Annotated in this window: 17 protein-coding genes; 9 read left to right on the top strand and 8 right to left on the bottom strand. The window is 44.4% G+C overall.

Annotation, left to right across the window (positions count from 1 at the left end; translation table 11 throughout):
- Positions 1-36 precede the first annotated feature (36 nt).
- On the bottom strand, positions 37-963 hold the full coding sequence (locus NI468_RS00170; protein WP_004279420.1) for a DUF808 domain-containing protein: 927 nt from the start codon (positions 961-963) through the stop codon (positions 37-39).
- Between the two features lie 189 nt (positions 964-1,152).
- On the opposite strand from NI468_RS00170, the gene trpS reads away from it, so the two are divergent.
- Positions 1,153-2,166, top strand: coding sequence for a tryptophan--tRNA ligase (trpS, locus tag NI468_RS00165; protein WP_004279419.1), 1,014 nt, complete (start codon positions 1,153-1,155; stop codon positions 2,164-2,166).
- A gap of 354 nt (positions 2,167-2,520) precedes the next feature.
- On the opposite strand, the gene lysS is transcribed toward trpS, so the two are convergent.
- On the bottom strand, positions 2,521-4,050 hold the full coding sequence (gene lysS / locus NI468_RS00160; RefSeq protein ID WP_253098959.1) for a lysine--tRNA ligase: 1,530 nt from the start codon (positions 4,048-4,050) through the stop codon (positions 2,521-2,523).
- 388 nt (positions 4,051-4,438) lie between these two features.
- Between lysS and NI468_RS00155 the strand changes: the two genes are divergently transcribed.
- On the top strand, positions 4,439-4,933 hold the full coding sequence (locus NI468_RS00155) for a YqiA/YcfP family alpha/beta fold hydrolase (RefSeq protein ID WP_004730287.1): 495 nt from the start codon (positions 4,439-4,441) through the stop codon (positions 4,931-4,933).
- 44 nt (positions 4,934-4,977) lie between these two features.
- On the opposite strand, the gene NI468_RS00150 is transcribed toward NI468_RS00155, so the two are convergent.
- On the bottom strand, positions 4,978-5,520 hold the full coding sequence (locus NI468_RS00150; RefSeq protein ID WP_005262359.1) for an adenine phosphoribosyltransferase: 543 nt from the start codon (positions 5,518-5,520) through the stop codon (positions 4,978-4,980).
- 487 nt (positions 5,521-6,007) lie between these two features.
- Between NI468_RS00150 and rubA the strand changes: the two genes are divergently transcribed.
- The 5 genes from rubA to NI468_RS00125 all read left to right on the top strand — a co-directional run bounded on the left by rubA (position 6,008) and on the right by NI468_RS00125 (position 10,156).
- Entirely contained in the window at positions 6,008-6,172 is a 165-nt protein-coding gene (gene rubA, locus NI468_RS00145) for a rubredoxin RubA (protein ID WP_004646274.1), read from the top strand.
- A 91-nt stretch (positions 6,173-6,263) separates the two neighbouring features.
- Positions 6,264-7,442 (top strand): rubredoxin reductase RubB, encoded by a 1,179-nt coding sequence (gene rubB / locus NI468_RS00140; protein WP_034439193.1) that lies wholly within the window; start codon positions 6,264-6,266, stop codon positions 7,440-7,442.
- Between the two features lie 57 nt (positions 7,443-7,499).
- A complete protein-coding gene (estB, locus tag NI468_RS00135; RefSeq protein WP_005262363.1) occupies positions 7,500-8,438 on the top strand; it encodes an esterase EstB in 939 nt (312 codons plus the stop codon).
- A gap of 13 nt (positions 8,439-8,451) precedes the next feature.
- Complete coding sequence (gene oxyR, locus NI468_RS00130; RefSeq protein ID WP_005262365.1) at positions 8,452-9,360, top strand: LysR family transcriptional regulator OxyR; 909 nt, start codon at positions 8,452-8,454, stop codon at positions 9,358-9,360.
- A gap of 184 nt (positions 9,361-9,544) precedes the next feature.
- The gene (locus NI468_RS00125) at positions 9,545-10,156 is read left to right on the top strand and encodes a response regulator transcription factor (RefSeq protein ID WP_005262366.1); all 612 of its coding nucleotides are present in this window, start codon (positions 9,545-9,547) and stop codon (positions 10,154-10,156) included.
- Positions 10,157-10,195: 39 nt separating this feature from the next.
- Here the strand turns inward: NI468_RS00125 and ppk1 are convergent, their stop codons facing one another.
- Entirely contained in the window at positions 10,196-12,277 is a 2,082-nt protein-coding gene (gene ppk1 / locus NI468_RS00120) for a polyphosphate kinase 1 (RefSeq protein WP_005246972.1), read from the bottom strand.
- A 111-nt stretch (positions 12,278-12,388) separates the two neighbouring features.
- Positions 12,389-13,063, bottom strand: a complete 675-nt coding sequence (gene mtgA / locus NI468_RS00115; RefSeq protein ID WP_004279409.1) for a monofunctional biosynthetic peptidoglycan transglycosylase — start codon at positions 13,061-13,063, stop codon at positions 12,389-12,391.
- 77 nt (positions 13,064-13,140) lie between these two features.
- On the opposite strand from mtgA, the gene NI468_RS00110 reads away from it, so the two are divergent.
- Positions 13,141-13,959, top strand: coding sequence for a rhomboid family intramembrane serine protease (locus tag NI468_RS00110; RefSeq protein ID WP_114541160.1), 819 nt, complete (start codon positions 13,141-13,143; stop codon positions 13,957-13,959).
- A 34-nt stretch (positions 13,960-13,993) separates the two neighbouring features.
- Here NI468_RS00110 and NI468_RS00105 read toward each other — a convergent pair whose 3' ends face one another.
- Both NI468_RS00105 and NI468_RS00100 read right to left on the bottom strand, forming a co-directional pair.
- Positions 13,994-16,486: an ABC transporter permease gene (locus tag NI468_RS00105; protein WP_253098957.1), complete on the bottom strand. Its 2,493-nt coding sequence runs from the start codon at positions 16,484-16,486 to the stop codon at positions 13,994-13,996.
- A 1-nt stretch (position 16,487) separates the two neighbouring features.
- Positions 16,488-17,213, bottom strand: coding sequence for an ABC transporter ATP-binding protein (locus tag NI468_RS00100; protein ID WP_253098955.1), 726 nt, complete (start codon positions 17,211-17,213; stop codon positions 16,488-16,490).
- 11 nt (positions 17,214-17,224) lie between these two features.
- Between NI468_RS00100 and NI468_RS00095 the strand changes: the two genes are divergently transcribed.
- On the top strand, positions 17,225-17,854 hold the full coding sequence (locus NI468_RS00095; protein WP_253098953.1) for an arylesterase: 630 nt from the start codon (positions 17,225-17,227) through the stop codon (positions 17,852-17,854).
- A gap of 43 nt (positions 17,855-17,897) precedes the next feature.
- Here NI468_RS00095 and NI468_RS00090 read toward each other — a convergent pair whose 3' ends face one another.
- On the bottom strand, positions 17,898-18,512 hold the full coding sequence (locus NI468_RS00090) for a carbonic anhydrase (protein ID WP_004646264.1): 615 nt from the start codon (positions 18,510-18,512) through the stop codon (positions 17,898-17,900).
- Positions 18,513-18,777 lie beyond the last annotated feature (265 nt).

Genomic DNA, 18,777 nt, shown 5'->3' with positions numbered 1-18,777 from the left:
TTCTTAATCTGCTTAATATCCAGATATTTCCACACCTTAAGCTTTTGATGATTTAGGCCAGATTTTCTTAATCAGGCTGATGACCAACATGACCAGCAGACCCGCTAAAATTCCTACTGCGAAATTAATCAAGGTCGGTGTTACGGCACCGACAATGTTGCCAATGCTGGGAATATCCTGCACATAAGCAACACTGTCTTCAGTAAAGTGATGAATAAAAGGAATTGCATGGTTAATAATTCCACCGCCCACCAGAAACATCGCAGCGGTCCCAACAATGGAGAGAATTTTCATCAGAACCGGAGCAAATGCCAACAAGCCACGTCCTATTTTTTGTTTAAAATCGGACTGCTGTTCAGTCAGATGCAGACCGATATCATCCAGTTTGACAATCAGCGCAACAAAACCATAAACACCAATGGTCATCACCACCGCGATCAGGCTTAAAACAGTCACTTTGGTCAGCATCGAGGCTGCGGCGACCGTTCCCAAAGTAATCACGATAATTTCAGCAGACAGGATAAAGTCAGTGCGAATAGCACCTTTGACTTTTTCATTTTCAAACTGGTGCAAATCCATTTCTGTATGAATCAATTGCTCACGCGCCTGTTCCGCGTCCTTGGCCTTCGGTGTATGCAAGGTATGAATAATTTTTTCCACGCCTTCATAACATAGGAACAAACCACCCAGCACCAACAAGGGATTAATCAGCCAGCCTGCAATAAAGCTGATTAATAATGCCAGCGGCACCAAAATCAGTTTATTAACAAAAGAACCTTTGGCAACTTTCCAGACCACCGGTAATTCACGATCAGCCCGCACACCTGTCACTTGCTGCGCATTTAAAGCCAGATCATCACCAAGGACGCCTGCTGTTTTTTTTGCTGCCATTTTGCTCATGACAGCGACATCATCCAGAACAGTAGCAATATCATCTAATAATAGTAATAAACTGCTCGCCATACTTATTATCCTTATCTTCTTTCCAGATAGTTTAATCAAAATTCTTAAAAATATTGTATTCACTTGTTTAATTTATAAGATTTTTTTACGACAGCTTTTTTTCTGGCTGACAATCAAAAACAGAATGCCGTACAATGTTGCCATTCGTTAAAATACAGCTGTAGTACTGACTACCCTTTGGAATAGATAATGAGTAATCAAGATAATCGTCCAGTGATCTTGACGGGCGACCGTCCTACCGGACAACTCCACCTCGGCCACTTTGTGGGTTCATTACGCTCTCGTGTAGGTCTGCAAGATTCTCACCATCAACACTTGTTACTCGCTGATGCTCAGGCATTGACCGATAATGCGGACAATTTTGAAAAGGTACGCCGTAACATTATTGAAGTGGCAACGGATTATCTGGCTGTGGGTATTGATCCAACCAAAACCACCATTTGTGTTCAGTCATGTTTACCTGCACTAAATGAACTGACCATGCTTTACCTCAATTTCGTGACGGTTTCACGTCTTGAGCGTAACCCAACTATTAAATCTGAAATCCAGATGCGTGGTTTTGAACGTGATATTCCAGCCGGTTTCTTGTGCTACCCGGTGGCTCAAGCTGCTGACATTACGGCATTCAAGGCCACTGTGGTTCCTGTGGGTGAAGATCAGATTCCAATGATCGAACAGACCAACGAAATCGTGCGTCGCCTGAACCGTCAAATTGGTCATGACCTGCTACCAGAATGTAAGGCTCTTCTTTCCAATGTTGGTCGCCTACCTGGTTTTGATGGTAAAGCGAAAATGTCGAAATCCTTGGGCAATACCATTGTTCTGGATGCGACAGATAAAGATATCAAGAAAGCTGTCAACGCGATGTATACCGACCCGAATCACCTGCGTATTGAAGATCCAGGTCAGGTCGAAGGCAACGTGGTATTTACTTATCTAGATGCTTTTGACCCAAATAAAGAAGAGCTGGAAGAACTCAAAGCCCATTATCGTCGTGGTGGTTTAGGCGATGGTACAGTGAAAAAACGTCTGGAAAGCATTTTAAAAGAATTGATCGGTCCGATTCGTGAGCGTCGTATCGAACTGGCTAAAGATCCGGATTACATCATGGATATTCTGAAAACCGGTACGGATAAATGTCGCGATATTACCCAGGCAACCCTGGATGAAGTCAAATCTGGCCTCGGCGTATTCCATTTTTAATCAGAAAAAAATTGCTCTTAAAAGCTCTTCTGATGAAGGGCTTTTTTATTTAAGCTAAAATTACGCAAAAATGATGCAAATATCCCCACATAATCTTCATAGTTTTAACCTTATTTAACATGTATTAACATGAATACTGATGAGTCATATGAGAATGCGTCCTATTATAACCATATTCAGTAAGGAATCAGATTTAACTCTCTCCACAGTTAATTTTGAAGTAGTTTGAAAAAACGTTCCTTTTTCTACGCAATGACAACCCCAATCATTGCGTTTTTTTTGTCTTGAAGTTTTGAGTATATTTTATTTCAAGCATAAAAAAACCCGCCAGAGCGGGTTTTTTGTATTCAGCATTTAAGCATTTTTATGACGCATATGCGGGAACAAGATTACATCGCGGATACTTGCTGCATTGGCAAAGATCATCACCAGACGGTCAATACCAATACCCTCACCTGCAGTTGGAGGAAGACCGTATTCCAATGCTTCTACAAAGTCTGCATCGTAGTGCATAGCTTCGTCATCACCGGCATCTTTTTCAGCAACCTGTGCCTGGAAACGTTCAGCCTGATCAATTGGATCATTCAATTCCGAGAAGCCATTGGCCAATTCACGACCACCAATGAAGAATTCAAAACGGTCAGTAATGTGCGGATTATGATCATTACGGCGCGCCAATGGAGAGGTTTCCGCTGGATATTCAGTAATGAACGTCGGCTGACGCAATTTGGTTTCTACAGTTTCTTCAAATACCATGGTTTGCAGTTTGCCCAGACCAAAACCTGATTTCACTTGCTCTTTCAATTCTTCCTGAAGGAATTTTGCCAGGAACTCACGGTCATTGACATTGTCAGGAGTAAATTGCGGGTTATTTTCCAGAATCGCATCGAACATTGAAATTTTCTTGAATGGCCCTTTGAAGCTATACACTTCATCGCCATAAGGCACATCAGTCGTACCCAAGATATCAATCGCCAGACGCTCTAGCATCTGTTCGGTCAATTCCATCAAATCTTTGTAATCTGCATAAGCCTGATAGAATTCGATCATAGTGAATTCAGGGTTATGACGCGTAGAAACACCTTCGTTACGGAAGTTACGGTTAATTTCAAACACACGTTCAAAACCGCCGACTACCAAACGTTTTAAGTAAAGCTCTGGCGCAATACGCAGGAATAATGACATATCCAATGCATTGTGATGTGTTTCAAAAGGACGTGCAGATGCCCCACCTGGAATCACATGCATCATTGGCGTTTCAACTTCCATATAGCGCTTTTCAGTCAGGAAGGCACGGATACCCGCCACAACTTTGGCACGAATCTCAAAAGTTTTACGCGTTTCTTCGTTAACGATCAGATCAAGATAACGTTTACGATACTTTACTTCAGTATCGTTCAGACCATGAAACTTGTCTGGAAGTGGACGTAATGATTTGGTCAGTAATTCAAAATGTTCGATATGTACATACAGGTCGCCTTTACCCGAACGGCCGATATAACCTTCAACTGCAATGATATCGCCAAGGTCCAGACCTTTAATAGTGGCCAGTACATCTGCAGCGAGTTCTTTACGCGCCACATAAAGCTGGATACGACCTGTCATGTCTTGGATCACGATAAATGAACCGCGGTTCAACATCACACGACCGGCAACTTTGACGTAGACCTTTTCGCCTGCTTCAATTTCTTCTTTAGATTTATCAGCGAACTGGTCTTGTAAATCTTGGGCATAATGCTCACGCTTAAAGGTATTCGGCCATGGGCTCTTACCTGTTTCTTTTGCCTGAGCTTCGATTTGCTTTAACTTGGCATGACGCTGTGCAATTAAATCGTTTTCGGAAATGATTTGTTCAGAAGTCGATTGAGCGTTAGTTTGCGTCATCTCTGCCTCGAATAAGATTAGTTAAAAAATATAAGTTGCATAGAATAGCAGAAATCCTTCTCAAATCGTAGCGTAAACACTCTCAGGAACCGGCTTTTCTTTGGAAAAATCCACTATCTTGCTATTTACACCATTCGGTTCTGCTCGTCTGTCACTCTTTTAAATTGCCTTTCTTCAACCTTTTGCAGCACCTAGCTGCTCCCAGTTGGGATTAAAGTCTAAACCAGACAAGTCTTATATAAATTCATTGCACTGCAAAACTCCGGCTTAGACCAATAGCTAACTGCCTTGTATACCCAGACGTTCTACAATGACACTCAGCTTCAAGATGATGTGCCAATCAACAAATAACCAATATGGCATATCCCATAAAAATGAGTAATGTACTATGTCTAAGATTTTGTTTATACATGGCTTAGATTCCTCCAGAGAATCCACCAAGTTCCATGCCATTGATGTGGTACACAAGTACTGTATCGATGTCGATTACCGAAATCTGAGCTATAGTTCGGTCGCCGAGTTTTATCATGAGATGATTGAAACCATCAAACCAGATATTCTGGTCGGCCACAGTCTTGGCGGTTATTGGGCACTGAAAATGTCACAGGCGTATCAAATTCCCTGTGTAGTGGCCAATCCCATTTTGCAGCCTAACTTCCGCGATGATTATCCGCCGATTGGGCATCACGATTTACAGCATGACATTCCTCAATTTGCCTATCTTGAACTGGGCGATGAAATTCTGGATATGCATGCGGTTCAGACACAACTTGAAGACTATATGCAAATTCAGGCAGTTGATGGCGGCCATCATCGTCTGGAACATCCTGAGCAAATTAATACGCTGATTCAGGAAATCGAAGATCATTTTATCAGGCAATAAAAAAGCCCCACAATTTCGGGGCTTTTTTTACAAAAAATTATGACTTAAGCAACTGCCGCTTCAGGCTGAGATTTGTCATCCAATACTGACCAGATATCCAGGCCTAATTCAGCATGCAGGTCAGGAAGATCAAGGAAGATACTTGCACCAAGTACTTCATGTTGACATTTTTGAGCCAGTTCATTCACTGCTTTTAAGGTTCCGCCACTTGCCAGAACATCATCCACAATAATTACTTTCTGGGACTGAACTTCCGCAGACATTTCTAAACGATCTATACCATATTCCAGGCTATAACCCACACCGACCACTGGAGGCGGCAATTTACCTGCTTTACGCACCAACAATAAACCTTTGCCTGTACGTTGTGCCAACAAGCTTGCCAACACAAAACCACGCGCTTCAACCGCAATAAAGCTTTCTACTTCTGCCAGTTTGTCAGCAGGAATGCTGGCAATCAAAGCGTCAGTCAATGGACCAATATTGCCCATGAAAAGTGGGGTCAAATCAAAGAAGCAAATTCCTGGTTTTGGAAAATCTTGGACCGTACGAATGTGAGACCACAAAGAAGTAGACAAATTGCTCATGGGAGATCTTAAAAAAAGAAAAGGAATATGGGAATTTTAAACCTATTTGAATAGAACGGACAAGCCAAGCTGCCTAATAAAAACTCGGAATTTAATTATAAGATATTGATTTTATTATATTGATTTATTTTAAAAAAATTTAATCCAGACTTCACTAATTTTAAATTACCTAAAAACTCAAGTTTTAACTGCTCGACTTTGGTCTATCCCACAAGATAAACGCTCATTTTTGCCATTGTCAGCTTTTTATTCTTTAACCGCCTACGCCAGAAAAGCTGATTGGCGTGATTTTTAGATAAATGAGGAATGTGTCGTCTATTCTGCTGCTAATTTCGCTGATTAGGCTTTTATTCACTTTACTTTCTGAATAGAACTGCGTAAAAATTTAGCCAAATATGTTCACTGTTAAAAAGTCATATTCTTTTAGAGTCTTGCCTTTTATGGATTTTAAGCTGACGCCTACAGTTGCTCAGTTTTGGAGAGTTACATGAGAAAGTTTCAATGCATCGTATGTGGATGGATTTATGACGAGGCAGAAGGTTGGCCTCAAGACGGGATCGTGGCAGGCACCAAATGGGAAGATATCCCAGATGACTGGACCTGTCCAGATTGCGGCGTGTCTAAAATTGATTTCGAAATGATCGAAGTCTAATCACGTCCAGTTAAAGGCCATATCCATATGGTCTTTTTTTATGCCTTTCAATCATTTATACAGCATGGAGCTCTACCATATGGAAACAACTATGCATCCTATCGTCATTATTGGTTCAGGTATGGCGGGTTATGCCGTAGCACGTGAATTTCGTAAACTCAATCCAGAACATGAATTGCTGATGATCTGTGCGGATGATGCGGTCAATTATGCCAAACCGACGCTTTCCAACGCTCTGGCCGGCAATAAATCACCTGAACAAATTCCATTGGGCGATGCCACTAAAATGTCAGCACAGCTGAATATGCGTATTGAACAGCATACCTGGGTCAAAGCCATTCATCCGGAAGATCATCAACTGGTTCTGGAAAAAGATGGTCAGGAAAGTACACAACATTATAGCAAACTGGTATTAGCCATTGGTGCCAATCCGGTACGTCTGGCGATCGCCGGTGATGCCAGCGATGACATTCATGTCGTCAACAATTTAAGTGACTATAAAGCTTTCCGTAACAATCTGGCAGCAAGTGAAGACAAACGTGTGGTGATTTTAGGTGCAGGCCTGATTGGCTGTGAATTTGCCAATGACCTGCAAAATACCGATCATCAGGTCACAGTCATTGATTTGGCGCCGCAGCCGCTTGGCCGTTTATTGCCAGAACATGTTGCTACTGCATTCCAGAAGAATCTTGAAGAAACCGGCATTCATTTTGTCCTGGGCACAACAGTCGAAAAAGTCTCTCGTGCGGACAATGGTGATTATCTGGTCACGCTGGCCAATGGCCAGTCTTTGGTTGCGGATGTGGTGTTATCTGCGGTGGGCTTACAGCCGAATATTTCTTTGGCGAAACAGGCAGACGTACACACCAGTCGCGGAGTGTTAACCACCGCGCAACTGGAAACCAACCAGGCCGATATCTATGCGGTAGGTGACTGTGCCGAGGTCAATGGCACCTTATTGCCTTATGTCATGCCGATCATGCAACAAGCCCGCGCTTTGGCAAAAACCTTAAATGGCGAACATACTGCCGTGCATTATCCGGCAATGCCGGTGGCAGTCAAAACGCCTGCTGCCCCTTTAACTGTTCTGCCTGCTCCAGTTGATGTGGATGTCACTTGGGAAACTGAAGAGTTCGACGATGGCATGCTGGCCAAAGCGTTCGATACGAACGGCACCTTACGCGGATTTGTGCTTTTGGGCGCCACTGCAGCCAAACAGCGTCTGACCTTGACCAAGCAGGTTCCTGACTTGATTCCTGCAGCAGTTTAGAGGTTTAATACAAAGGATATTTTTTAAACGAAATATCCTTTAATTAGGACAGCGATCATGTACAGCGCAGCACAGTTTAATCTTTCCCCCTACACCTCGTTCATGCATGAAACCAAGGTCGATCTTGGCAATGGGATCCAGCTACATGTCGAGGTTGGCGGAAATCCGCAACATCCCACCATTTTGCTGATTATGGGGCTAGGTGGACAAATGCTGTACTGGCCTGACTTTTTCTGCAAGTCACTGATTGACAATGGTTATCACATTATCCGTTTTGATAATCGTGATATTGGCCTGTCTTCAAAAGTCCATCACAAAGGCCCACGCCTGAATACCCTGAAAATGATGAGCCGTTTTGCGCTGGGTCTGGGGAATCAGGGTGCACCTTATGATCTGTATGATATGGCCGAAGATGTCAGTCTGCTGATTGAAAAAATGCAGCTGGAACAGGTCTATGTACTGGGCGCCTCCATGGGCGGTATGATTGCCCAGATTCTGGCCGCGCGTTATCCGGACAAAGTCAAAAAACTGGGCTTACTGTTTACCAGCAATAACCAGCCGATGTTGCCACCGCCCTTCCCGAAGCAACTCTTTAGTTTGATTGACAAACCTGCTTCAACAGATGAAGATGGCATTGTTGATCATAGTTTGAAACTGTTTAAGATCATCGGCTCGCCAGGTTATGTCAATCATCTGGAAGCGGTGCAGACCGCCCGTAAATTATATAAGCGAAGTTACTATCCTGCTGGTGTACTTCAACAGTTTTTAGCAATATTATGTACAGGCTCATTGCTGCAACTGGACAAGCAAATCAAACAAGAAACCCTGGTGGTCCATGGTTCTCGAGATCGATTGCTGCCTCCTAGCCATGGCAAGGCCGTTGCGAAAGCAATCTCAGGGGCTAAATTTGAATTAATTGATGGAATGGGGCATGATATCCCACCGCATTTTATTCCATATCTTAGCGAATTATTTGCTGATCATTTTAAATCATAAACATTAGGACACTATGGCTGCATTACCATCTTTAAGACAGCTGTCATACCTCGTAACACTGTCAGAGACGCTACATTTTACAGAAGCTGCTCGTCGTTCGTTTGTCACCCAGTCAACCTTGTCTGGCGGCATCATGGAACTGGAGCGTTTACTCGGTGGCGTACTTGTTGAACGCGACCGCCAGAATGTTCGTTTAACGCCTCTTGGTGAACAAGTGGTTGCACGCGCACGTGTTCTACTGGCCGATGCTCAGGACCTAATGCGTCTAAGTCGTGAGATGAGTGAACCTTTAACCGGTGATCTACATCTCGGCGTCATTCCAACAATTGCACCTTTCCTATTGTCCCAACTGCTGGATGAAGTACATAAGCAATTACCAAAAATCCAGTTGCATCTGCATGAAGCACAAAGTGAAAAGATTGTAGAAAAGCTGGAACATGGCAACCTGGATATGGTGGCTTTGGCATTGCCTTTCGACACCCGTGGTCTGAAAGTTGCTGAAATTGCCAAAGAGAATCTGTATCTGGTTTACCAAAAATCTGATCAGCATGCTGCACAAGCAAACTCTTTAGAAGATCTGGATCTGTCTCGTCTGATGTTACTTGAAGAAGGTCATTGCCTGCGTGATCATGCCTTGAGTGCCTGCCCGATTGGTGAGCGTAAAAATGATCACCGTTTAAAAGCCAGCTCACTGCCGACTTTAATCGAAATGGTGTCTGCAAATCTGGGCTTTACCCTGCTGCCTGAAATTGCGATCCATACCAATATGATTAAAGGCAATCCTGAGATTCAGGTAAAAGCGATCGATTCAGCCCCAAGTCGTACCCTGGCATTGGTGACCCGTAAAAGCACGCCGCTGCAAAGCGAGTTTGATGTGTTATTACAGATTTTCCAGAAAATCACTCAGCACAACGCTGCTTGATTTTCACCGAATAAAAAGGGAGCACATGTTGCTCCTTTTTTATATCTTGAATTGAATACATTCAGTCCGCCTAGAAACTTAAAATCTCTACATTTCAGCTAAATCCCTATTCTTTGGGATAGGCATTTGCATTTGCCTGATTCACAGTATAGCTCTCTATCAGCATCTACAGGATCGTGTTTTATTGGCTAGCCTCTTGCCTGCACCAGTTTTAGTGATTCGTTCACCGACTGGACTCGACCTGTCAAAAATCCAGACCGTGCTGCTGCAACTGGGCTATCAGCCAGATATGCTGCTGTATGCGGACAATATGCTGTCTGCACAATCCATGATTACTGAACATCTACCCAACCTGATTCTTTATCATGCAGCAACAACTTCAGAGATCAGTTTGATTCATCAGCTGAAACAGCAAAGCCCAGATACACCTGTTATTGCCATATTCAATACTCATTCCACAGCACTGATCTATTCTGCTTTATTGTCCGGAGCAGATAGCTATATGCAGCATCAGAATTCATTTTCCGAGTTTGCTGAAAGTCTGAAAACTGTCTTGCGCGGTGGAGCTTACGTCAATACTGAATTGGCAGACTATATCCTGCACCAGCCCATTGCCAAAACCTGTCTCAACTTCGCTGAATTGCAGTTATTAAAAGTATTGAGTCAACATCAATCGCAAACCGAACGACAAGATCAGCTCCAGATGAAGAACTATCAGATATATAGCCGGGTCAAATACATCTATCGAAAACTGTTCAGACTCAGCTTGAACAGTTCAATTGTATGTTCGAAATAAAAAAGAGGCTGAATATTCAGCCTCTTTAAATACTTAAACTTATTTAAACAGCTCTAACAGAATACGTTGTGCATTATGCGGTTTTTCACCTTCTTTGGGCTGTGCCCGCAGCCAAGTACCATCACCTTGCAATAACCAGGATTGCTGATTGTCTTTCAAGTAATTCAACAGACCTTGTTGATAGATGCGTTTTTTCAAGGCTTCATCTTCGACCGGGAAACAGGCCTCGACCCGATTAAACAGGTTGCGATCCATCCAGTCTGCACTTGAACAGTAAATACGTGAATTGCCATTATTGCTGAAATAATACACGCGGGTATGTTCCAGGAAACGCCCGACAATTGAACGCACCCGGATATTTTCCGACAGACCCGGCAACCCCGGACGCAAACTGCAAATTGAGCGGATAATCAGGTCAATCTGTACCCCGGCCTGAGAAGCCTCATAGAGTTTGTTAATCAATTGCATTTCGGTCAGTGCATTGACTTTGACAATAATCTGCGCCGGTTTCCCTGCTTGAGCATAGGCAATTTCATTATCGATATAGTTAAGTAACTGGGCATGCAAGGTAAATGGCGCATGTAGCAGCTTTTTCAGCTTGGCCATTTTCCCCATACCGGTCAATTCCTGGAAAATACGATGCACATCTTCACACAAATCTTTATCCGTCGTTAACAGACCATAATCGGTATAGATTCGCGCATTGCCGGCATGATAGTTACCGGTACCCAGATGCACATAGCGCACCAGTTTGTTATTTTCCCGGCGCACCACCAGAATCATCTTGGCGTGAGTCTTGTAACCGACAATGCCGTAGACCACGACTGCACCCGCTTCTTGCAGGACATTGGCCACCGCAATATTGGATTCTTCATCAAAACGTGCACGCAGTTCAATGACTGCGGTCACTTCCTTGCCATTGCGGGCAGCCTCTGCCAACACTTGCACAATTTCAGAATCTGGCCCACTACGGTACAAGGTTTGCTTGATCGCCAGTACTTGCGGATCGCGTGCCGCTTCACGTAATAATGAAATGACCGGGGCAAAAGATTCAAAGGGATGATGCAGCAAAATATCCTGTTTCTGCATCGCACTAAAAATATTTTCAGATTTTTTTAGTACTTTAGGAATGATGGGAGTATGCGAGTCATAACGTAAATGCGGACGTTTAAAATTAGACAGCAAACGTGCCAGATTGACCGGGCCGGCGACTTTATAAAGCTGCTCGTCGTCCAGATCAAATTCATTCAGCAGATATTCATAAATATGCTGCGGACAATTTTCTGTCACTTCCAGACGTACCGCACGACCAAAACGGCGTGAGCTAAGCTCGCCTTTGAGCGCCTTGGCCAGATCTTCGACATCTTCATTCAAGGCCAAATCGGCATTCCGGGTAACACGGAACTGATAACACCCAGTCGCTGTCATCCCTGGGAACAGATCAGACACATGCTCATGAATAATCGCCGACAGCATCACATGATGTTCTTTTCCATCGGTCAGTTCATCTGGTAAACGTACCACACGTGGCAGTGAACGCGGTGCAGGTACCACAGCCAGATCAATCTGACGGCCAAAGGCATCTTTGCCTTCCAACGTCACAATAAAGTTCAGTGATTTATTCACCAGACGCGGGAATGGATGCGCTGGGTCCAGGCTGATCGGCGTGAGGACAGGAGCTACCTGCTCCTGAAAATATTTTTTAATCCAGGCAGATTGTGCCGGAGTCAGCTCACCACGGCGCAAGAAGCAAATATCTTCCTCACGCAGTTTTGGCAAAATTTCTTCATTTAAAATACGGTACTGGCGTTCAATGGCGGCATGTGCTGTTTTAGAAATCTGTTCTAAAACCTGCTTTGGAGTCAAGCCATCCGGACTCCGACTTTCATTATCCAGATCCAGCTGTTCCATCATTCCTGCGACCCGGATTTCAAAAAACTCGTCCAGATTACGCGAGAAAATCAACAGGAAATTCATGCGTTCGAGCAATGGATGTAAAGGATCGACAGCCTGTTCCAGGACACGTAAATGGAAGTCTAGGATAGACAGTTCGCGATTAATATAACGATCATTATATGTATATTCGGGCTGTGCTGAAGTTGTGCTGGCTGCCGTATTCATATCAAACCTATGCGGATTTAAAATTGTGCTTATCCCTCCAAGTATGCTTCAAATTGATGACAATTTCATAAAAAAAGCCCAAATAATTGGGCTTTCTCTTCAAATCATCAATTAAGGTAATTCTGCATAACGCATATAGCGCTGAATCATCCGCTTACGAGCATTTAATGCAGAGGAATTGCGATGATCCTGGAAATATTTCGGATTGGTCAAAATGGCAGCCAGAAAGATGGCTTGATCGCGGGTCAGGCTTTGTGCGGTTTTACCGAAATAATGTTTGGCCGCTGCTTCAACGCCGTAGATATTATCCCCGAACTCGATCGAGTTTAAATAGACTTCCAGAATTCGTTCTTTCGACCACATGCGTTCCATCATCCAGGTCGCGACTGCTTCCTGACCTTTACGCACAAAGGAACGCTTGTTGACGAGGAACAGGTTTTTCGCCAATTGCTGGGAGATTGTCGAACCACCGGCCACTACACGGCCCTGATTTCTGTTTTTATTCAGCGCAGTTTGAATTCCGTCCCAGTCAAAACCATGGTGATGAATAAATTTTCCATCTTCCGCAGTGACGATGGCACGTTTCAGATTCAGGCTGATTTCGTCATAGGGACGCCACTGATGCTGAATCGCTTTGGAAGGTTCTGTCCAGTAATCAATCCGCATCATCATGGTGGTGTTCACCGGATTGGTTCGCCACCAGGCCAGACTGGCAAAGATCCACAATTGAACCAGCAGAATCACACTGACGATGACGAGCATCGTGCGGATCAGAAAGGCTTTCATGTCAGTGCGTTACTCCTGAAAATTTAATTTTTCGTGTTAAGCTTATTCGAAATATACAATCACAGCAAAAAAATAGCATGTCTGAATACTCTCCCCCTGTCGAACATCGCAAACTTGAAATGCATCTCTGGTGGATCACCGCCATTTTAATCGGGATCAATGTTGGATTATTTGGCTGGCAAGCCATGCATGGCATGGATGTTAGCCAGCCGAGTACCCGAGACGCTATTCTCTGGGGTGCCGATTATGCACCTTTAACCTATTTAGCGGAACCCATGCGCTTGTTTAGCAGCATGTTTTTTCATTTTGGCCTGATTCACCTGATGTTGAATATGTGGGCCTTGTATATTTTTGGTAGTGTTGCCGAACAGCTGTTTGGCCGGATGTATTTTATTGGCCTGTATGTGTGTGTCGGATTAATGGGCAGCCTGCTCAGTGGCTATATGAACATTCAGGACAGCTATAGCCTGATCGAAGGCGGTGTGGCCAATCCCGATTTATTGCCTGCGGTCAGTGCCGGCGCATCTGGTGCCGTGATGGGACTCGGTGCTTCACTCACGGTGCTGGCTTTATTGCCAATGCTGCCACAGCAACGTTTTATTCTGGATAAAAAAACCCTGGTGATGGTGATGGGTCTAAACCTCGCGCTGGGCTTTATGATCAGTGGAATCAACAATGCCGCACATATTGGCGGCATGCTGATGGGGGCTTTTCTCACCTTGCTCTGGTACATCGGGCAAAAAATGCAGCGTAGCCACCTGTTCAATCTGATTGCCTTGATTGTCGGGTTCGGCCTTTGTGTGCTGCTTTATCAACATAACTTGGCCTTACTCGAACCCATTCGCCCACTGTGGCAAGAGATTCTGGAAATGATGCAACAGCAACTAAAACTTTAACTCTCAGCCAGTTTAAAAATCACGGAGATGAATCTTATTGATTCATCTCACGCAAACTTTGTAAGGGTGGAATCTCTGACAGATAACTCAGGCGATAACGGCCAATCAGCGCACATAAAGAGGTCATAAAGATCGGCAGGATAATCCAGATTTCCCAATGCGGCTGAATCATTAAATCCATTTTATAACTGGCAATCGCACTGATCACTTCGGCAAACAGGCAGGAAACTATTCCGGCAAACAGCCCAATAAAACCAATTTCCAGACTCATCATGGTTTTCAGTTTCTGCTTGGAACTACCGAATGATCGTAGCAAAGCCACTTCACGTTTGCGTTCATCCATCAACAGGTTCAGACAGGCCATCAGCACCAGAAAACCGGAAATGCTGACCAGTACCGCCAGAATCGTCACGATTTGCACCAGCACATTCACAATGCGTTTGATCTCTTCCAGAATCAGGCTGACATCAATAAAGACCGTGTTGGAAAATTGCTGGATCACAGGGACCAGTTTGCCTTTATCTGTTTCCGGGACATAAAAACTGCCCAGATAACTGCCGGCATTGGCATCCATGCTATTCGGTGCAAAGATAAAGAAGAAATTCGGGCTAAAACTTTCCCATTCGACGGTTCTTAGATTAACGACTTTAGCTTCCAGTATCCCTTCTGGCAGACTGAAACTGAGTTTATCTCCGATCTTGATCCCTAGCTCTTCCGCAGTATTGGCTTCGACCGATACGGTGCCGACTTGTTTTAATACCGCGTCACCACTGACAATCACATTATCTTGTGGATAGCGGTTTGACTGGGTCAGATTCAGTTCACGTCTTAAGGTATTGCTGCTTTTCACCAGTTCCTCGGCAAAAGGCTGATCATTCTTGGCGACCAGACGCCCACGGACATTTGGATACAGTGGCGTGCTTTTCCAGCCATTCTGCTCAAGTTGGGCTTTCAGGTCTGGCATCTCAAAAGGCGGTAAACCATAAACAAACTGGTTCGGCGTACCTTCCGGTAACTGTTGCTGCCAGCGATCCAGCAGATCAGTACGCAAGACTGCCAATACTGTAATCAGGCTCAAGCCCAAGGCTAAAGCCGTAATCTGCAAAGCAGTCTGAGAAGGTGTGCGTACATAGGCTGACAGATTCAACTTCATATTCCGCAGCAGTTTCAACATCCCCCATACCGTCAGATACAGCACTGCACATAACACAATAATCGCGCCAATCACCCAGGCGGTCAGCAGCAAGTTTTCAGTCAAAATCACACTAAAAATAATCAGGCTGAGCGTTCCAGTCAGCAGCATCCACAGCATGGATTGCACTGATTTTTCCTGCTGGCGGATCACCCGAATTGGCGGGGTATTCAGCAATTGCAACAAGCTTGGCATGACAAAGCCGAGTAACACCACGGCACTGGTCAGCATCGCGACTGGCAATGGTCCGAGCAACATTGCCAGGGCTGAAAATTCAATCTGCAAATTTGGAATCAGCTGCAACATCAATTGCAACAGTCCATAACCCAGACTGATCCCGACCACGGTACCAATTAGCATCGCAATTAACAGCACCATCCCAAGTAAAGCCAGATAAGCCGACAGAATCTGCTGCTTGGTGGCACCGATACAACGCATCAAGGCAATATGATCCTGATTCTGCTGCACATAACGCTGCGCGGTTAAAGCAATGGCAATCCCACATAATAGAATGGTCAGAATATTGGCCAGTTGCAGGAAAGTGTCCAGATTGGCGATTGGCTTCATCAAGCGGGTATTGCCTTCACTGGCATTGCGTAACCTGAGACTGCTTTGCTCCTCAAACTCCTGCCCTTGCACTTCCGTTGGTGTTTCAGCTGAGGCGTTTGCTGACTTGACCTGCTGCTTGAACAGGGCTTCATATTGTTGGGTATCATCCGGACGGCCAGCCATAAGTAGGCGATATTCAATCCGGCTCCCCACCTGAATGGCATTGGTTCGTGCGACATCTGCCTGGGAAATAATTACGGTCGGCGAAAATCCGGAAAATCCAAGTTCCTGATTGGAGTCCTGTTCAATCTTGGCGGTGACTTTAAACGCCGCATCGGCAATATTGAGCTGATCCCCCAGTTTGACTTTGAGCAAATCCATGGCTCGTGGACTGAGCCAGATTTCACCAGACTGAATCGATTTTTTTGCCGGTTGCACCCGCAGTTCACCACGCAAAGGAAAAGCCTGATCAATGGCTTTGACATTGACCATGACAAACTGCGCATCGGTATAGGCCATACTGCTAAAGAAAGTGACCTCTGACTGCTTTAAATCCAGCTGCTTGGCCTGATCACGCCACTGCTTCGGCAAAGGCTCATTATCTGAAAGCACCAGATCACCGGCCAGCATTTCTGCTGCCTGCAAGGCGACTGCATTTTGGATCTGCTCGTTACTAAACTTGAGTGCAGTGGTCGCGCTAATTGCCAGCGTTAAGGCAATAATCAGCAGATAAATCCCGGTGGTTTTAAAGCTTTGCGTCAGTAAAGGACGAAATAATGGATTCATTTCATCCTCCACTCGGATATTCAATCAGCTCGCCATTCAGCAGTTCAAAATGCCGCTGACACTGCTGTGCCAGTTTTCGGTCATGCGTTACCAGCACCAAGGTCGTTCCCAGTTCCCGGTTTAGTTGAAACAGCAGTTGTTCAATTTCTCTGGCCGTTTCACCATCGAGATTGCCCGTAGGTTCATCGGCAAAAATGATTTTGGGTTCACTAACCAGTGCACGGGCGATGGCCACACGCTGTTGTTCACCGCCAGACAGTACTTTGGGCGTCTGCTGTGCCTGTCGATCCAGACCCACTTTATGCAACAGAGCCAAGGCTTTGTGCTCGGCTTCTGCATATTTAAAGCCGGGCTGCAGGCGCAGTGGCAGCATTACATTTTCAAGTGCAGTCAGGTGCGGTAAGAGCTGAAAAGACTGAAAGACAAATCCGATATTTCTTAAACGTACCAGCGCACGTTGTTCTTCATTCAAGTTAGACACTGATTCGCCACAGACCAGAAGCTGACCTGAACTTGCCTGATCCAGTGTCGCCAGAATACCCAGTAATGTGGATTTTCCGGAACCGGAACGACCGGTAATAGCCACTTGTTCTCCGGCCTGAATATCCAGATCAAGATCCTCAAAAATGGTGAGTTGTTTTTGTGAAAGTTGTATCTTTTGTGTCAATTTCTGGGCAGAAATAATAGCCTGTGGCATGATGGTCGAATCGTTGCTGCTTTGAATCATACGTGTCCTATATGAAAGATCTTAATCAGAAAACTCGGCTATTGCCTTACTTTTTTTTGCTCAGTCTGTGCCTATTACCTCTTGGGGTTTCAGCAAAGACGATTATGATTTTAGGTGATAGTTTAAGTGCAGGTTATGGTATCCAGCCCCAGCAAGGTTGGGTACATTTATTACAAAAGCGTTTAGAGCAACAGTATCCGAAACAGCATAAAGTGGTCAATGCAAGTGTCAGTGGCGAAACCACCAGCGGAGCGCTGGCCAGACTACCAAAATTGCTACAAACACATCGTCCAGACCTTGTGGTGATTGAGTTAGGTGGCAATGATGGCTTGCGTGGACAACCACCGAAAATGATTCAAAAAAATTTAGCCAGCCTGATTCAGCAGAGCCAGAAAGCCAAAGCCAAGGTTATTGTATTTGGTATGAAAATGCCGCCTAACTACGGTCAGGCCTATAGCAAAGCTTTTGAAAATAATTATAAAGTGGTCAGTCAGCAATATAAGGTGAAGTTATTGCCCTTCTTTATGCAAGGTGTAGCCGGCAACAAAACCCTGATGCAAAAGGATCTGATTCATCCAAATGCTAAAGCACAGACGATCCTGTTAAATAATGCTTATCCATACATTAAAGGCGCTTTATAAAGCGCCTTTAACTTATTTTAGAATGTATTTAGATGAATCGTGATTAGAAATCAAAGAAGGTCACTTCACCAGTTTCCAGTGAATATTCAGCACCGACGACTTTTAATTTTCCTTGTCCAATCAGGTTTTCCAGAACGGCTGAACCATGACGCAACTGATTCACCGAAGCAAATACGTTGGAACGTACTGCATGCTTGGACAATTTTGCCAAGTCATTTTTCAGTTCAGTCTGCATTAAGGTTTCAACTGAAGGGCGTACGCGGTTCACAATCGACATCAGGTTTGCCGATGGCGGGCAATCCGGGCACATCAAGGTATCAATGGTGGCTTTAATCGCACCACAGTGACTGTGACCTAACACCACCACAATCGCGCAATCATAACGTGCCGCGGCAAATTCAACACTGCCGACCTGTGAGGGTGCAACAATATTACCTGCAACACGAATCACAAAAAGATCGCCGAGACCCTGATCAAAAACCATTTCGGCTGGAACGCGCGAATCTGAACATCCCAAGACAATCGCAAACGGATTCTGATCCTCTGCCATTTCTGCGCGCTGTTGGTGGCTAAGTTGTTTTGGATGCGTGGTATCGCCACTGACAAAACGTTGGTTACCCTGTCTAAGACGTTCTAAAGCTTCTTGAGCTGTGAGCATTCTTTTCTATCACCGATGGTTTTAGTTGCATTATCTTACTGCCAGTTTTTTTGAATGTCACTTGCAAAAAATCTTAGCTGATTAAATTTTTAGCATTTATCTAATTTCATTTCTGCAGGAAATTTATGCGAAATACATCACATTTTATAGTCATTTAATGCAATCTAGCAAAAAACTAATGGGTGACAAGCGCAAGGATTGATTTAAAATAGAATGAAGAATAATGTTTTTATTTGAATGAAAATTGCAAATTTATAACATGGAA

It is taken from the genome of Acinetobacter lwoffii (assembly GCF_024129355.1).
Lineage (GTDB): Bacteria > Pseudomonadota > Gammaproteobacteria > Pseudomonadales > Moraxellaceae > Acinetobacter > Acinetobacter lwoffii_I.
The sequence above is the reverse complement of the archived record's forward strand: the minus strand, read 5'-3'. Positions and strand labels throughout refer to the sequence as shown.

Bases quoted from the DNA above. Each gene is read 5' to 3' on its own strand.
- NI468_RS00170 (WP_004279420.1), bottom strand. From the start codon at position 963: ATGGCGAGCAGTTTATTACTATTATTAGATGATATTGCTACTGTTCTG.
- trpS (WP_004279419.1), top strand. From the start codon at position 1,153: ATGAGTAATCAAGATAATCGTCCAGTGATCTTGACGGGCGACCGTCCT.
- lysS (WP_253098959.1), bottom strand. From the start codon at position 4,050: ATGACGCAAACTAACGCTCAATCGACTTCTGAACAAATCATTTCCGAA.
- NI468_RS00155 (WP_004730287.1), top strand. From the start codon at position 4,439: ATGTCTAAGATTTTGTTTATACATGGCTTAGATTCCTCCAGAGAATCC.
- NI468_RS00150 (WP_005262359.1), bottom strand. From the start codon at position 5,520: ATGAGCAATTTGTCTACTTCTTTGTGGTCTCACATTCGTACGGTCCAA.
- rubA (WP_004646274.1), top strand. From the start codon at position 6,008: ATGAGAAAGTTTCAATGCATCGTATGTGGATGGATTTATGACGAGGCA.
- rubB (WP_034439193.1), top strand. From the start codon at position 6,264: ATGCATCCTATCGTCATTATTGGTTCAGGTATGGCGGGTTATGCCGTA.
- estB (WP_005262363.1), top strand. From the start codon at position 7,500: ATGTACAGCGCAGCACAGTTTAATCTTTCCCCCTACACCTCGTTCATG.
- oxyR (WP_005262365.1), top strand. From the start codon at position 8,452: ATGGCTGCATTACCATCTTTAAGACAGCTGTCATACCTCGTAACACTG.
- ppk1 (WP_005246972.1), bottom strand. From the start codon at position 12,277: ATGAATACGGCAGCCAGCACAACTTCAGCACAGCCCGAATATACATAT.
- mtgA (WP_004279409.1), bottom strand. From the start codon at position 13,063: ATGAAAGCCTTTCTGATCCGCACGATGCTCGTCATCGTCAGTGTGATT.
- NI468_RS00110 (WP_114541160.1), top strand. From the start codon at position 13,141: ATGTCTGAATACTCTCCCCCTGTCGAACATCGCAAACTTGAAATGCAT.
- NI468_RS00105 (WP_253098957.1), bottom strand. From the start codon at position 16,486: ATGAATCCATTATTTCGTCCTTTACTGACGCAAAGCTTTAAAACCACC.
- NI468_RS00100 (WP_253098955.1), bottom strand. From the start codon at position 17,213: ATGATTCAAAGCAGCAACGATTCGACCATCATGCCACAGGCTATTATT.
- NI468_RS00095 (WP_253098953.1), top strand. From the start codon at position 17,225: ATGAAAGATCTTAATCAGAAAACTCGGCTATTGCCTTACTTTTTTTTG.
- NI468_RS00090 (WP_004646264.1), bottom strand. From the start codon at position 18,512: ATGCTCACAGCTCAAGAAGCTTTAGAACGTCTTAGACAGGGTAACCAA.